General features: G+C 43.7%; 14 protein-coding genes. 8 read left to right on the top strand and 6 right to left on the bottom strand.

The window, feature by feature from the left end:
* Positions 1-90: 90 nt before the first annotated feature.
* From L8S15_RS18020 to L8S15_RS18005, 4 genes are all read right to left on the bottom strand, one after another.
* A complete protein-coding gene (locus tag L8S15_RS18020) occupies positions 91-690 on the bottom strand; it encodes a hypothetical protein (RefSeq protein ID WP_280574514.1) in 600 nt (199 codons plus the stop codon).
* Complete coding sequence (locus tag L8S15_RS18015) at positions 683-1222, bottom strand: YaeQ family protein (protein WP_010430419.1); 540 nt, start codon at positions 1220-1222, stop codon at positions 683-685. The genes L8S15_RS18020 and L8S15_RS18015 overlap by 8 nt, the downstream gene beginning before the upstream one ends.
* Before the next feature lie 116 nt (positions 1223-1338).
* Positions 1339-1548 (bottom strand): cold-shock protein, encoded by a 210-nt coding sequence (locus tag L8S15_RS18010; protein WP_010430417.1) that lies wholly within the window; start codon positions 1546-1548, stop codon positions 1339-1341.
* A 446-nt stretch (positions 1549-1994) separates the two neighbouring features.
* On the bottom strand, positions 1995-3086 hold the full coding sequence (locus tag L8S15_RS18005; RefSeq protein ID WP_280574512.1) for a PQQ-dependent sugar dehydrogenase: 1092 nt from the start codon (positions 3084-3086) through the stop codon (positions 1995-1997).
* 299 nt (positions 3087-3385) lie between these two features.
* On the opposite strand from L8S15_RS18005, the gene L8S15_RS18000 reads away from it, so the two are divergent.
* Positions 3386-4579 (top strand): multidrug effflux MFS transporter, encoded by a 1194-nt coding sequence (locus tag L8S15_RS18000; RefSeq protein ID WP_010430412.1) that lies wholly within the window; start codon positions 3386-3388, stop codon positions 4577-4579.
* 113 nt (positions 4580-4692) lie between these two features.
* Here the strand turns inward: L8S15_RS18000 and L8S15_RS17995 are convergent, their stop codons facing one another.
* Both L8S15_RS17995 and L8S15_RS17990 read right to left on the bottom strand, forming a co-directional pair.
* On the bottom strand, positions 4693-5478 hold the full coding sequence (locus tag L8S15_RS17995) for an ABC transporter ATP-binding protein (protein ID WP_171387198.1): 786 nt from the start codon (positions 5476-5478) through the stop codon (positions 4693-4695).
* A gap of 79 nt (positions 5479-5557) precedes the next feature.
* Positions 5558-6316: a siderophore ferric iron reductase gene (locus tag L8S15_RS17990; RefSeq protein WP_010430396.1), complete on the bottom strand. Its 759-nt coding sequence runs from the start codon at positions 6314-6316 to the stop codon at positions 5558-5560.
* Between the two features lie 218 nt (positions 6317-6534).
* On the opposite strand from L8S15_RS17990, the gene L8S15_RS17985 reads away from it, so the two are divergent.
* The 7 genes from L8S15_RS17985 (at position 6535) to L8S15_RS17955 (ending at position 15780) form a co-directional block, all read left to right on the top strand.
* Entirely contained in the window at positions 6535-7443 is a 909-nt protein-coding gene (locus L8S15_RS17985) for an AraC family transcriptional regulator (protein ID WP_016785346.1), read from the top strand.
* Positions 7444-7649: 206 nt separating this feature from the next.
* On the top strand, positions 7650-9773 hold the full coding sequence (locus tag L8S15_RS17980; protein ID WP_016768156.1) for a TonB-dependent siderophore receptor: 2124 nt from the start codon (positions 7650-7652) through the stop codon (positions 9771-9773).
* Positions 9774-9855: 82 nt separating this feature from the next.
* Positions 9856-10794: an iron-siderophore ABC transporter substrate-binding protein gene (locus tag L8S15_RS17975; protein WP_016790287.1), complete on the top strand. Its 939-nt coding sequence runs from the start codon at positions 9856-9858 to the stop codon at positions 10792-10794.
* Positions 10794-12788 (top strand): Fe(3+)-hydroxamate ABC transporter permease FhuB, encoded by a 1995-nt coding sequence (gene fhuB, locus L8S15_RS17970; protein ID WP_016768154.1) that lies wholly within the window; start codon positions 10794-10796, stop codon positions 12786-12788. Before L8S15_RS17975 ends, fhuB begins: the two co-directional genes overlap by 1 nt.
* 215 nt (positions 12789-13003) lie before the next feature.
* Entirely contained in the window at positions 13004-13816 is an 813-nt protein-coding gene (locus tag L8S15_RS17965; RefSeq protein ID WP_280574509.1) for a crotonase/enoyl-CoA hydratase family protein, read from the top strand.
* A gap of 93 nt (positions 13817-13909) precedes the next feature.
* Complete coding sequence (locus L8S15_RS17960; protein WP_016768151.1) at positions 13910-15091, top strand: outer membrane protein transport protein; 1182 nt, start codon at positions 13910-13912, stop codon at positions 15089-15091.
* Positions 15091-15780 carry a hypothetical protein gene (locus L8S15_RS17955; protein WP_280574508.1) on the top strand — a complete coding sequence of 230 codons (690 nt, stop codon included), beginning with the start codon at positions 15091-15093 and terminating at the stop codon, positions 15778-15780. The genes L8S15_RS17960 and L8S15_RS17955 overlap by 1 nt, the downstream gene beginning before the upstream one ends.
* The last annotated feature ends 41 nt before the right edge of the window (positions 15781-15821 follow it).

Below are 15821 nucleotides of genomic sequence, written 5' to 3'. Positions count from 1 at the left end.
GCATTTTCGAGAGGTGGATTGGAACGGAAATTAGATGCGCTCTACAGAATCTATAAAGCGCAAATTGGGGTACAGCAGCTGGTGGAATACTTAAGAAAGATTAAACAAACGCTTAAAGTGGTGAATAAAACCAGATGGCTTGTTCTCGGCTTGATAGATGTTTAACCCATCATAAAAGCTACCCATGAACTCTACGCGAATCTCATCATCACTGCTTCTCAATAAGCGAGACAGTAATCTTGCGGTTACTTCAGCATGATCATTAGCTAGGCTGTAATCCATACCGAGTCGCCCTTGAATGAAGAGCCATAAATGAGTGATTAACGTTAACTGTTGCGCGTTAGAGTGTTGAAACTTGTCACTGTGCGTATTGCCAACGGTATTATCGAATACATTTTGCATCGCCTCACTGGCTTCTTTATTGCTTTCGAAGCGATAGCTGACATCGATATGTACTTTTGTTAGCAGTCCAAGCAGAGTCTGGCGTGCAGAGTTATCGGGCTTATTCTCACAAGCATGTTTAAACAGAGCATGGTTTTCGTCGATAAAAGACGTTAGCTCTTTCTCAAAATCTGTCGCAATCGCGGTTACTGAGTCTAAACCGGCTTCTTTTAAACAAACGTGAAGTTTGGTTTTGGCTTGCTGGTTTGCTTCAAGTTTCTGCTGACTGTTAGTTGGTAGCTCAGTCATTACTCTGTAGCTCTTCCCATGTTATCTCCGCAGATTGCGTGTCGCTATTCACAAACGCAGAGTTACCTGACAGCATCACTGAAAGATCCATTGTACGTTGTGTCATTGCTGCTAGCTGCTCAATACCATCGTTGTCTAAACGTACAATTTGAGCTTTCAGGTAACCGAATTTACCTTTGTTTTGCTCCCACCAAACGTTCGACTTAGTGTTGAAGCTGAATACACGCACTGACTTAGATAAGCGAGTCGCTTTTTTAACACGCTCTGGATCCGGCTCGCCAACATCAATCCAATCTAGGATTTGATCATCTAATGATTTCTGCCATAAATCAGGTTCTTCAATGCTAGACAACCCTTTAGTGAATTCAAGTTCAGGAGATGCATTGATACAAAATGCAATGATACGAGCCATCATACGCTGTTCTGTTTCAGACGGATGTTGTGCAATCGTTAGATTGAAAGAGTCGTAATAGTCGCGATTCATATCAGTTAGAGAGAGTCGAAACTTATAGATTGTCGGTTTAAGAGCCATTGAGGGGTGTCTTAGATAGAAATAGTGAGGGGGAATATTACCTTAAATCTCTGAATAGCGGGTAAAAAAATAGCCAGCAGAGGCTGGCTATTTTTAGAAAGCTTTAAAATACTAAATTAAAGTACTTTGATGCTGTCAGCTTGTGGGCCTTTTTGACCTTGAGATACTACGAACTCAACTTTTTGGCCTTCAGCAAGAGTTTTGAAACCGTCGCCAGTGATCGCAGAGAAGTGTGCGAATACGTCTGGACCGTTTTCTTGTTGAATGAAGCCGAAGCCTTTAGTTTCGTTGAACCATTTTACTGTACCAGTAACTGTGTTAGACATGATTATATCCTAAAATTTAATTTTTATAGTGAGCCAATTGTGGCACTGATAGCGTGGAAAAGTTTATTGCTATTGCGTACAACACAACGGGGTTACTAGTAATCCAACGAAATGTTTATATACAAAGAACTTTCTTTCTAGCCGAGATGAAGTCTAAATCAAATCAAGGGATAGTCAATCGAATACATAGTGAAAGGTTGCAGAAATTTGGGGGTAGTCAAACTTTGCATTCCTTAAATATCATGGAGTTACAGTTGTATGGCGATTTGTTGTCGTTTTTGTGAAAAAGGTGGATGAAATTGATGACAAACCTAGGGTAATTGCACCAATTTCATAAATTAAATTACGGCTCATAAAAAGCCGAAAATGAGGTTTTAGATCCGTTTAGCAGCTTGTATTTATAAATATTTTTGCGATTGAACAACTGTAGTTGAGCGATTGTCACTTTATTCCTTTAAGCGATACAGGTTCCCATTATCGGTGCTGAAAAATATGTCCCCGGCGGTTGAGGTTTCTATGTCTCTAATTCTTTCCCCTAAGTTTTCTAGAATGCGTTCTTCCTCGATTACTTCACCTTGCTCGTTCAAAGTAACGACATTGATGTGGGTGAGTTTAAGTGCGCCGGCTAACAGCTTACCTTTGAGTTCTGGAAACTTATCGTCCCGATAAACCATTAGACTGCCTGGTGCTATTGAAGGTACATAAACCTTTATAGGAGGCTCAATGCCAGCTTTGGTTTCAGATTCGCCAACGCTAATCGGCCCCCAATACTCTTTGCCGTGTGATGTGACTGGCCATCCATAGTTTGCGCCTGCTTTTATTAGGTTGATTTCATCACCACCTCGCGGGCCGTGTTCAATCGACCAGAGTTTTTTAGTAGGGAAATCGTAAAACAAGCCTTGTGGGTTACGATGACCAAAACTCCAAATTTCGTTCAGAACCTTATTATTATCAATGAATGGGTTATCATTTGGCACGCTTCCATCTGGATTCAATCGTAAGATCGAACCAGCGTGAGTCATTGTGTTTTGGCCATTATCTCGGTCGCCCCGATCACCTATTGAAAAGTAAAGGTGAGTCTCATCAAAGGTGATTCGGCTACCAAAGTGACGCCCAGTGTCCGTTCTGGATTTTGATACAAACACGTCTTTCCAATTTGAGATTTTACTGTTGCTGTAATTAGCAGAGGCGAGTGCCGTTACACCTTCGTCATCAACGTTTTTGCTGTATGTTATGTACAACTTATCTTGTTCAAAAGGGGATAGAGCGATATCTAATGCACCGCCTTGGCCCTTAGCCCACACATTTGGTAGTCTGAATAAAGTCTCTTGCTCACCTGTCTTTAAATCAACGTGCTTAATGACGCCTTCTTTTTCAGTGAGTAGCATTGAGTCATCGTTGATATAAGCCAGCCCCCACGGAATAACGAGGCCATCGGTGATCTTCTCAGCTTGCCATGCATAAGACTTTGGTGAAGCTATTGGACCTGATGCAACGAGTGCTAAAGCACAGGAAATAAAGCGATGATAAACGTTCATTGAAGTCCCTTGATGATCATTCTTTTTGTTAGTCTAGCGCTTGTGTCTAATAGTTGGAAAGTTAGGGTGAGTGAAAAGTGACTATTCACATATTTCTCTCAACTAATATTGTATGAACAAACAAGCTGGCGTATGTTTATTCTGCCACCTTCTATTCGATTCTTTCGGAGCATAATGAATATTACCCCTGCAACATCTTCGCTATTTTTTCTGTTTTTAAGTTGTCAGGTAGAAAGCCAAGCTATCTATTCTCAAACCACCCGATCTCAAAACAGCTGTTCTTTTGGATACTTTACATCATGAGTCGTCGATTTGATTTTAAATCGATCTTACTCGCGTGTTTGGTCATCAGCATTGGCCAACTCAGTATGGGGTTGGTGTTTCCTTCTTTACCTTGGATTGCCAAAGACTTCGATGTGTCACTAGAGCAAGCTCAGCTTTTGGTGAGTGTGTATTTGTTAGGTTTTGGCCCTTCTCAATTTATTTATGGCCCTATTTCTGATGCTCTGGGACGTAAAAAAGTACTGCTAAGCGGCTTATTAATCGCAATGCTTGGCTTGTTGATGATTATATTCTTCAGTCATTCGTTCACCAACATAGTAATGGGAAGGTTCTTACAAGGTTTAGGTACGGGTTGCTGTGCGGTACTGGCTCGTGCCTCAACACGAGATCGTTTTAGTGGTTCTGATTTGCCGCTGGCAATGTCCTATATCGCAATGGTTGCATCTATTACACCTCTGATCGCGCCCGTTATTGGTGGGTTTATCAACTTCCACTTTGGTTGGAGCATGGTGTTTATCTCGTTACTTGGATACGTATCTTTTGCTTGGGTCGTGTTGGCGTTCAAATTTAAAGAAACGGTCACTCAATTCTCGGCGATTCCTTCACCAAAGAAAATGATTGCACAATACAAGGAATTACTCACCTCTCGTTATTTTATGAGCTTTGCGAGTATAGGCTGGCTCAACTTTAGCTTGATGATCACTACTGTGTCAGTGATGCCGTTTATCATGCAAAACCAGATCGGTATGACATCCGACGAATACGCGATGTGGGCGGTGATTCCTGCATTAGGCATGCTTGGCGGAACAAGTCTTTGTAATCGTATTCGTCCGATACTAGGTAATAAGAAAACACTGTTATGCACACCTATATTGCATATCTGTGCGGCCTTGTGGCTTTTCTTCTGTCCACTTGAACCACTGTACTTAATGATTGGTCAGTTCTTGATGATACTTGGTAATGGTATCGCGTTACCTTGTGCTCAAGCTTTGGTGATGTTGCCATATAAAAAGAACGCAGGCGCGGCGGCTGCGATGTCGGGCGGTGGGCAAATGGTCGTATCTTCAATGGTGAGTATGGGGCTAGTCCAATTAGGACTCGGGGAAGCATGGCACCTATCGCTCGTGATCATTGTGTTCACGCTGGTTACTCTGATTAATATTTTGCGTGGTTTTAGTAGCCAAGAAGCGAGAGAGTCTCAGCTTAACTAGCGAGTAAAAATTCCAAGAAGGCCATTGAAGTTCTGAGATTCAGTGGCCTTTGTTTTTTTGGTGGTGGGGGGGGATGGGGCTAGTAGTTGGTTTAAAGCGCTTGAAAGCGTGAACTATTCGCAGACTACCGCCACTTTTTCACTCGCGGCTGTCTTAGCTGGAACGGGATGATCGATCAATCGGATAGGTGATTCATACAGTGCAGACAATGCTTGTTCATCGAGCAACTTATCGGCGCTGCCTTCAAATGCTATCTGTCCTTTTTTTAGAGCGACAATATGTGTAGCGTAACGCAGTGCAAGGTTCAAATCATGCAAAATGACGATCACCCCAACGTTTTCCTTTTTGTTGAGTTCAGAAAGCAAACCCATTAACTGAAACTGATGGTGAACATCCAATGCAGAAGTTGGTTCATCAAGGATGAGTACAGGCGATTGCTGAGCCAGTAACATCGAGACCCACGCTCGTTGACGTTCGCCGCCAGATAAATCATCCGCAAGTGACTGTGAGAATTCAGCAACGCCAGTTCTTTCCATTGCTCGTTGGATAATAGATTTATCTTCAGAGTTCCAACGGCCTAATGCTCCTCTCCATGGGAAGCGACCTAAACGAACCAACTCTTTCACCGTTAAACCTGCAGAAGCGGGCAATTTTTGAGGCAGATAGGCAATTTTCTTGGCTAAGTCTTTGCTTTTTAACGAGGACAGGGAAGCGCCTTCTAATTGAACTGTGCCGTAATCTGGAGCTATTTGTCCGGATAGCAAATTAACTAGCGTTGATTTCCCTGAACCGTTGTGACCCAGAACGACGGTGAGTTCATCGGTCGGAATAATAAGGTCTTCAACAGATAGGATAGTTCGGTTGTCTCGAACGATGTTGATATTTGAAAGCTGAAACATATCGGTCCTGTATCAAGACCAATGACAGTGCCTAATGAAAGCGGCTCTCTATATTGGTCTTTTAGAATAATGGGTATTGCTAAGCGGTTTTTCTGTTGTCAGGGTGCCTAGGACAGTCGTCACAATATTTCCCCGAGTCACACTTATAGACGAGGCAGCAACTGATTCTGATCAGTTTAAGCATACCTGAACCTGAATCAATCTTAAGGCTGTCTAAGTGGCTGTCAGGTAATTGGCATGCGTCTAACCAAAGCTTAGCTTGCGATGTGATGTAGTCGTTAGTCAGGCTCGGTTCATGTTGTTGTAGTTTTATCAAACTGGCTAACAACAAATCAGCCAGTAAGTGATTGGTAAACCCTGGTCGAATACGAGTCCATTCACTTATTTGGCTACGATAAAACTCAGTAAGATCAAGAATGGCTTTGCCGGCATGTGGGATCAATTCTTCCGGTGTACCGTGTTGATGATCACCGTTAAAGAAGCGATAACCTGTGACAAATTCTTTGTACCTAAACTGGCCAATATTCTTAATATCAGGCAACGAACGAAGCCCATAAATAGAAATGAAAGTCACATAAATCGGTTGCCAACAAACGAGATCCCAAGTTCGAGTTAACCAATAGGCTTTGCCTGCTTCAGGGTGACTCTGTGCAATGCCATCATAAACGCGTTTGATCTCTATATGACTCTGGACATTCGTTATTGCGATGCTTTTACTGCTCAGAGAACCATAACTACCGCTTAGGTAAGGGGTTACCTGTTTTGAATAAGCGAAGATTTTTTGGTGCAGAGAAGGGGCTCTCCTACGAGTGACAATATTGTGTAGTTGGGAAAGCATTTTAAACCATCAAATGAGAATCAGTTGCGTTATCATAGCGAACATAATCGAGGAGAACCACACAAATTGGAGCATCTACTTCGAACGTTGGTCGTTTTTGATACTTATAAACAGTACATGGACTGCTTGTTTTAAGTGATAAAGACCTTGTTAAATGATAAAAGTACGGGTGAACCCAGTTTGCCACTGCCAACTAAAGAGAAGATGAAAGCTTGAATATGAACACACCAGCATTTGATCGCATCAGTCGCGTTCTGGCATATATCCATACGAACCTTAGTTCTGCGTTATCTCTAGAAGATATTGCTAAGCAAAGTTGTTGGTCTCGTTGGCAGTTACAAAGGGTGTTTCAAGCCGAAACTGGGCTCACCGTAGCCAATTATGTAAGGGAGCTTAAGCTGAGCCAAGCTGCGGAAGAGCTACTTGATGGAAAAGAACGTGTGATAGATGTTGCACTTGGTCTTGGATTCAACTCAGAAATTAGTTTTAGTCGTTCGTTTAAGCAGATGTTTGGGGTTAGCCCGAGCCAATATAGAAAAGCAGGCAAAAGAGTTGGGCTTAGAAAGCCGATTCAGGTTTCTGAAACTAAAAGCGCTGCTGATCATGGTGCTCTCAGTTTTGTGAAAGTTCGTATTGATGAGAGAGAGTCATTTCTTGTTAAGGGTATGACATCAGAAATCAGCGGTTTATTTTCACTGACACAAGACTTCGCACAAAAAGTTCCACAACTTTGGTCTCGTTTAGAACATGAAGTTACGATTCCAAACGATAATGTGCTTCAGCTTGTTGGTGTCGTCGACCTAACTCAGTCTTGCTTTGATGGCACGAATATTCATTATTGGGCTGGCGTTGAGTTACACGATGGAATATCAATCCCTCAATTACCGAGCATTATCTCTGATAAATTAGAGGTGTTAACTATCCCTAAGCAAACCTACGCCGTGGTCAAACATTGTGGTCCTATAGAAAACCTGCGACATACCTTAAGTTGGTTTGTTCTTAATTGGCTGCCGAACTCTGGTTATCGCGGTGTGGATGGTTACGAACTCGAAGTATACCCATTTAGCTATCAAGCGCACGCCGCTGATGCCGAAATGGAATATTGGGTTCCTATTATAAAATCGTAGTCATATCTATTCAAATTTCTTTCTATAAAGCCCTCCCTCTCATCACAGCTAATTGCCGTTTTAATCATCAATTGGCTGCTTTTTAGTCAAAATAAGTCAAGTTCTTTTGGAATTTGCACCAAATTGTTAATTATCCCATTCATAGATACATACAATGCAAATGAGATTTATTATTATTTATATTAAGCATTGGTACCGAGGGAATTATGACCACTCACACTCGTTTTAAGTATTCATCATTGGCAGTTGCGTTGCTGACGGCGTTTTCAACGCAAGCGTTGGCGGAAGATACTATTACAGCAGCAGATTCGAATATAGAAACTGTCACTATTATGGGCAAAGCGTATCGTAATACCGCAACCAAATCGGCACTTGAACCAGAAGAAACGCCTCAAGGTATTACGGTTATTGATGAAGCACAGTTAGAGCAACGAGGTGTTCAATCTTTGAACCAAGCCCTTCGTTATGCACCGGGTGTTGTAACTGAAAACCGAGGTGGCTCTGTAGCCATGTTCGATTCTTACTCTATACGCGGTTTTAAAACCAATAACGTTAACTATTACGATGGTTTATCACTTCAACAATTGAATGGCTGGAACTTACAGCCGCAGATTGATCCTATCGCAATGCAACAAGTTGAGATTTTTAAAGGACCGACTTCTGTACTTTATGGAGCGATGCCACCGGGCGGCATGGTGAACATGATCGCTAAGGCTCCGCAAACTGAAAAATCAACGAAGGTTGGTGTCGCGACAGGTTCGCGAAACCTACAAGAAGCTTCGATTGATACCACTGGCCAGTTTGGTGACAGTGATTTCTCTTACCGTTTGATCGCACTTGCTCGCAAACAAGATAGCCAAGTTGATAACGCTGAAGAAGAACGTTACTTAATTGCCCCTTCTGTAGACTGGCAAGCAACAGACAGCACATTAATCAACTTCAACCTTTATTACCAAAACGATCCTTCAATGGGCATCAACTCTTCAATGCCATTAGATGTTCTGAAAGCAAGCAACCCATCTGTTTCTATGGGTGATAAGAACTGGAGTAAATTTGAACGTGAAGTGTTGATGGTTGGTTATAAGATTAACCACGACTTCAATAATAATTGGACATTCTTACAGAATGCTCGTTATACCGATGCATCTCTTTACCAAGAGAACACTTACCATGTGAGCTACGATTCAAATACGCCGAATCAACTTAGTCGATACTTGTATTCTACAGATGAAAGCTTTAAAGGCTTTGTCATTGATAACCAATTGAGTGGTCTTATCAAAGCTGGTTCAATAGAACACAATGTGTTAGTTGGTATCGATTATCAAAATATGGATGGAGACGTAAATTACTCGTCTTATAGCGCTAACGGAAGTGGTTTCAATAGCTTCGACCCGTTGAACCCTAACAATGATCTCCTCGATCGTAGCGATGTAACAAAAACGGGTGAGTATCTTGATGACACCACATCAAGCCAACTTGGCTTATACCTTCAAGACCAAGTTCGTTTAGATGCTCTTGTCCTAATTGCAGGTGCTCGTTTTGATCACTACAAGTCAGAAAGCGATTACTACGCACATGAATCTGATCACAAGCAATTTACTTATCGTGTAGGTGGTTTATACGAACTTAATAATGGTCTATCTCCATTTGCGAGTTACGCGACCAGTTTCGAGCCAGCTCCGGGTGTTGATAAGAGTGGCAACGAATTTGATCCTGAAATGGCGCAGCAAGCTGAGATTGGTGTGAAATACCTGTCTGATGATATGTCGAAAGAAGCGACGGTTTCTTTATTCCATATTGTTAAGCAAGATATGTTGATGACAGATCCGACAAACGTCTATGGACCAAGAATTCAAGTGGGTGAAGTGGTATCGCAAGGTGCTGAACTATCAGGCCGTTGGTTTGCTACTGAGAACTTTGATATTGCGGCAGCTTACACTTACGTCGATATGGAAATAACAGAAGACACGAGTAATGGCCTAGAGGGCACTACGCCAATCTATGTACCTGAACATACTGCGAACTTGTGGGCTAACTACAACGTATTTAACGGCATGCTAGCGGGCTCCCGATTCAGTGCTGGTGCTCGTTATGTTGGCGAAATGCAAATGGATGCGAGTAATACTCAAGGTAAAGTACCTGCGTACACAGTGGTTGACCTGTCTGTAGGTTATGACTTAGGTGCAGCGAGTGATACTTTATCAGGCGCTACTGCTAACTTAGCCGTAAATAATATCTTCAATGAAGAATACTATGCCTGTTACGATCAATCGAACTGCTGGTTCGGTGCTGAGCAGTCTGTAGAACTCAGCGTGAACTACGAGTTCTAATTTATTTGAATACATAAATCTAAGCAGCCTGTGTGGGCTGCTTTTGTCGTTAAATAAACAATTAAAAAGTGACAGTGATTATATGAAAGCCAACTATTTTACTTCTCGTGTCCCTAAAGTGAGTTCGTTCATTGTCTCATTGAGCTTGTTGTTATCAGCTCAAGCGATGGCCAACTTTCAAGTTGAAGACAGTGAGGGTGTTAAAACCCTTGAAGCTCAGCCTGTTAGAGTGGCTGCGCTGAACTGGGACATAGCCGAACAAGTGATTGAACTCGGTGTAACACCAGTGGCAGTGCCTGATATCGCTGGCTATACAGATTGGGTTGTTCAACCTGCGATTCCAGAAGGCGTGGCAGATATTGGCACTCGAACTGAGCCTAATTTCTCTGCTTTGAAGAAGCTAAACCCTGATGTGATTCTTATCGCTTCGCCTCAGAAAGATCTTCAGCAACGACTTTCTGAAATTGCGCCCGTGCTTTACTACCAAACATACAGTGACCAGCACAGCAATGCAGCGGCGGCTATCGAGAACTTCAAGAAGATAGGTCAATTGCTTGGTAAAGAAGAACAAGCGAACCAAAAATTGGCCGCAATGGATGAACGTATCGCTGTTCTAAAAGCTGAGTTAGACCAAGCGTATCCAGGCGACAAGCCGAAAGTTACCTCTTTCCGTTTTGCGAGCACGACTTCTGTATACATTTACGGTGATAACTCTATTCCACAATATGCACTTGAGCAGCTTGGCTTTGACAATGCGATGGATCTTCCTGCAAGTCAGTGGGGTATCAGTCAAAAGCGTATGACCGAGCTTAAGAACGTGAAGAAGGGGATTGCGCTTTACTTTGAACCTTTCCCATATCAAGACAAGCTAGACCGTTCTCCGGTTTGGAAGAGCATGCCCTTTGTTCGTAATGGTCAATTTAGTCCAGTAGCCGCAAGTTGGAGTTACGGCGGTGCAATGTCGATTTTGTATAACACAGAAGCCATGGCGCACTCGTTGTTGACGCTAGCGGAGCAGTAATGAAATCCAGTGGTTTTATGATGGGGGCTGCGCTGCTTTGTGCTGCCCTTATTCATTTGTGGTTAGGGCAGTCGGAATTTGGCCCTATTGGTGAGTTGCTTCAGCAAGCCTCACAGATCAGTGATATCGCAACATTCAACGTAATGGTCGATGATTCATTCGAGCTGATGGCGTTAACCTATGTCAATTTACCTCGCTTGGTGATGGCGATCTTGGTTGGTGGAACACTTGGCACCATAGGTAGTTTGTTCCAGCAGCTGACTCAGAATCGCATGATGTCGCCGTTAACTTTAGGTACATCATCAGGTGCATGGCTTGGTTTGGTTATTCTGAATGTGGTGGCGCCAATGTTAGTTGCTCAATATTCGGTTTGGTTTGCGCTAGTCGGGGCATTGCTTGCTATGGGGCTGATTGTTTCGATTGTCGGAATCAAAAATATGAGCGGCTTGCCAATTGTATTGGCGGGCATGGCGATCAACTTATTGCTAGGGGCATTTGCAACGGCGATTATTCTGCTTAACGACCAGTACGCTCAAAATCTGTTTGTATGGGGGGCGGGCGATCTAGGACAGAACGGTTGGGAACAAATAATTTGGCTGATGCCTAAGTTGCTGCCGATCTTCGCCATCTTCTTGTTGGCGCCAAGAATCCTGACTTTGCTTTCGATCGGGACTGAAGGGGCAGCAGCGCGCGGGCTCAATATTGGCGCAACATTCTTTGTATTGATGGCGGTTGGCGTTTGGTTGGCTTCAGTATCGATTACCTCGGTAGGCGTGATCAGCTTTATCGGCTTGATAGCTCCAAACATTGCTAGGCATTTAGGTTTTCTAAAGGCCAAATCTGAACTCGTCGCAAGCTGTGTATTAGGTGCGTTATTACTCTGTGTCACCGACAGCTTGGCGATATTCTTGGCGCAATGGTCTTTAGATATGATTCCAACAGGGACGGCAACCGCGGTGATTGGTGCTCCAGCGTTGATCATTATTGCTCGCAAGCAAATGTCTGCTCAAGATCAGCTATTTTTCTCGATGCCTAAAGGGCCGAAGTCTATTTCATCTTTGGCTTACTTCTTGTTGGGCTCGATGATCCTCGGGTTGCTGGCGTTGAGTACATTGTCTCAGCCTTCTTCAGATATGGGCTACTTCGTTATCCCCGATGTATTTGAATGGTCGATTCGTTGGCCGAGAATGTTAACGGCGATATTCGCTGGTGGCGGTTTGGCAGTGGCTGGTGTGATTTTACAAAGGTTGGTTTATAACCCACTTGCAAGCCCAGACATTCTTGGCGTATCGGCAGGTGCGGTGTTAGCGCTGATTTTCAGTAGTCTGTTTATGGGATACTCGATTCACTCACTAAGCCCGTGGGTTGCGTTTTTAGGCAGTGCGATTGCACTCTGTTTATTGCTATTTCTTGGCAAGAAGCATCAGTTTGCACCGTCTATTCTGATCCTGACAGGTATCTCGCTGACCGCAGTACTGGAAGCTTTAGTGCAATTTTCTCTAACGCGAGTAGGTGAGGGGAAATACACCTTATTGGCTTGGTTAGCAGGGTCTACCTATCGTGTTGAACCTGAGTCTGCCACTATAATGGCTGTCGTGATTACGGCTTGCATAGGTGTTGCTCTATTGTTGAGTCGTTGGGTGACCTTAATTGCGACTGGACGTCAGTTCGCGAGTGCCAGAGGGTTGAATATCAACATCGCCTACGTCGCCTTGTTGTGTATTGTTGCGATCTTATGTTCGGTCGTGACAACCACCATGGGGCCTGTCGCATTTGTCGGCTTGTTAGCTCCGCATATCGCTGTAATGGTAGGGGCTCGTTTGGTTCGAGAGCAGATTATCTTGGCGTTTTTGATTGGCGCAGCATTGATGCTATTTGCCGATTGGCTAGGTCAAGTGGTGGTGTTCCCCGCGCAGCTTGCGGCAGGAACCTTAGTTTCCATTATTGGCGGCAGTTATTTCATCTTCTTGTTACTGAAATCTCGAAGAGCGTAAATTAACGGATAGTAAGTTAAGAGCTCGGTTCATTGTTCATTGGAACAAGTATGAAAGGCCGTGAATGGAGCGATCCATCACTGCTTTTTTTATTCATGTCGTTTGTGTAAAGGGGAGGTGTTAAGCAACACAGGTCTCGCTTCTCATACGCAAACTTTGCATATGTTAACAAGATGTATAACCTAAAGGTCTGACCACTTAGTTGAGTAGCCCACATGACCGACCTTTCTCGTATCACTTGTTCCATCGATGAAAACCAAATCGCGACCGTAGTATTGAACCGTCCAGATAAGCTGAATGCTATTGATATGGCGATGTTTCAAGGCGTTAACACTATGATCAGGGAGCTAAAAAAGAATACCGAGATTCGCGTTGTTATAGTGAAGGGGAATGGCGCGGATTTTTGTTCAGGGCTTGATGTTAAGTCTTTATTGAATAGTAAAGCTGGGGCATTGAAGCTTCTATTTAAATGGTGGCCAACGTTGCCGAATGCTGCGCAATACTTCTCTATTGGCTGGCGAGATATCCCATGCCCGGTGATTTTTGCGATACATGGGCGTTGCTGGGGAGGAGGTCTACAGTTAGTCAGCGGCGGTGATTTTAGAATTGCTAGCCCAGACGCCAACTTCTCGATATTAGAAGCGAAATGGGGTTTGATTCCTGACATGGGGGGCGCCATCGCATTTCGTGAACTTATGCGTAAGGATCATACTTTGGAAATGGCGATGACCGCGAAGGTGATCGACTGTGAAACTGCGAAAGAATATGGATTGGTGACCAAGATTGCAGAAGATCCTTACGCTGAAGCTTATGCGTTAGCACTTGAGTGTGCTAATCGATCGCCAGATGTCTTTGCCGCCAATAAGAAGCTCTACAATAAAACGTGGTGGTCTAGCCCTGGTATTGCGCTGTTTTTAGAGACTTGGTATCAAATCAAAGTTGGAGCAAGGAAGAACAGAACGATTGCCATCCAGCGTGAAACTCATAACGATAAACCACGAAAATATCTTCCCAGAACCTTTAAGTAGGGCTTGTACAGGAATAATCGTTATTACCTTTGTTTATGGGACTTTGCGGTAGCCTTAGAGCAATTTAATGTCTAAGGCTAAATGAGCAATCTGATGAACAAAACTTTTACTTACTCGCTAGCTGCCACCGCAATTTTTACAAGTTTAAATGCTTTCGCAAGTGGTCTGTTTTTACAAGAAGCTGTCGTCGCCAATGCTGGTACTACCGGCGCCGGGGACGGTGTTTATACTCGCTCTGCTGCTGCAATGTGGACGAACCCTGCCACCATGTCTCATATGGGCGAAAGCAAAACGACCATCAACACCATGGCGTTTGATCTTGAGATGCAATATCAAGACAACGATGGTAATCCAGATGGTAAAGCTCATTCCGTAATGCCGTCATTTGGTGCCTTTCACGCTCACCAAGTGACTGACAAATTACACCTTGGTATCGCGCTGGGTGCAGTAGGGGGCTCTAGCCTTGATTACGGCAGTGAGTGGGCGGGAGCTGAACTCTTAGAAGATATCACCCTCACTGCGATGCAAGTAAACCCATCACTAAGCTACCAACTGAATGACCAGTGGTCGGTTGGTGCCGGTATCCAGTTAAGTTGGGCTGCGTTACAACAGTCATCCTCTGTTTTTACAGCAAAGCAAGACACTGACTGGGCTTATGGTTATAACCTAGGTGTAATGTTTACGCCGTCGGATAAACTTAAGTTGGGTGCTAGCTATCGGTCAAAGCTTGAGCACGAGTTTAATAATGAGTTAAGAGGGGTAGAAGATTTTTCTAACTCTCTAGCTATGGATCTTGCTTTACCAGAGATCGTTGATATCAGCGCTAGTTACGCACTTAACCCAAAGCTCGACTTATTGGCTAGTGTGCAATTACATCGTTGGAGTGAGTGGGATACAACAGTTCTTGATTTTGGTGTTGCTGGAAGCCCAATTAGTGGTGTTCCACTTGAACGCGATTGGGACGACGTGTGGAAGTTTGCGGTTGGTGCAGATTACCAACTTAACTCAGACTGGCGTTTGAAAGCCGGCTTCTCTTATGAGACCTCACCACAAGATGATCCATCAATGCAGTGGGTTGACCTTCCTGTAGGCGAACAGTATCGCTATTCGGTAGGTGCTTCAACGTATTGGGATGATATCTTGATTGATATGTTCTACGAGTATGCGGATTTAGGTTCAGTTGATATGAATCGAAGTGGACCAAAAGGTAATACTTTGCTAAACGGCTCATTCGACGGTCGCATCCACTTTGTTGGCGTTAGTGCGACCTTCTAATGACAAAATATAATCTATTAATTGTTGCAGCAATGACACTGTGCTCGATGGGTGCTTTTTCTGAAGAGAAGCATCCGGATGATCCAACCAAGATCGTAACTAAAGCCGGCGTTGCATATAACGAAGAGCTTAAGTTTTCGGGTTCTATCGGGCTTGATGAAGCGCGAATGATCAACGCGCGCGTTAATGCAGACGGCGAAGAATGGCGAGTGGGCGGCTCATGGCTATTGCCTTTGGGGATCGTCAATTTCAACTTTAGTCGCTCTGAATACGACAACGATGCTTACAAGAATAACTACAGTATCGGAACATTTGTTCCATTGAGTTATTTCGATATCGAACCCTTTGGTTGGCAAATCTTCCCGATGGCTGGCTACAGCTATAACGATGGTGAAGTGGCGGTATTCTATGATGAGAATGTGGGTTCTGATTATGTATTGATGCCGAGTTCGACTCATGGCGGTTATATTGGTGCATTTGGTCTGAAAACGATAACTGAAGAGTGGTCTATCATGGGCTTTGGTGGTGGCTCTATGGGTTCTGATGATTATTCAGGCTATTGGGCAGGGGTCGGTGCTAGCTACAAATTGAGTGACGCCCAGTCGTTCAATTTCTTCACTATTTTTGCTGATGATGACTTCGGTGAGAATAACAGTGTTGGTGCGTCTTACACCTATGAGTTTAAATAGCTGTTAGCAGGTAGCAATTCGCAGGTGGACACCTCTCGTAA

The sequence above is a fragment of the Vibrio sp. S/42/10 genome, assembly GCF_029890535.1.
GTDB lineage: Bacteria > Pseudomonadota > Gammaproteobacteria > Enterobacterales > Vibrionaceae > Vibrio > Vibrio cyclitrophicus.
Note: the sequence above shows the minus strand (reverse complement) of the source record. Positions and strands in the feature narration are given on the sequence as shown.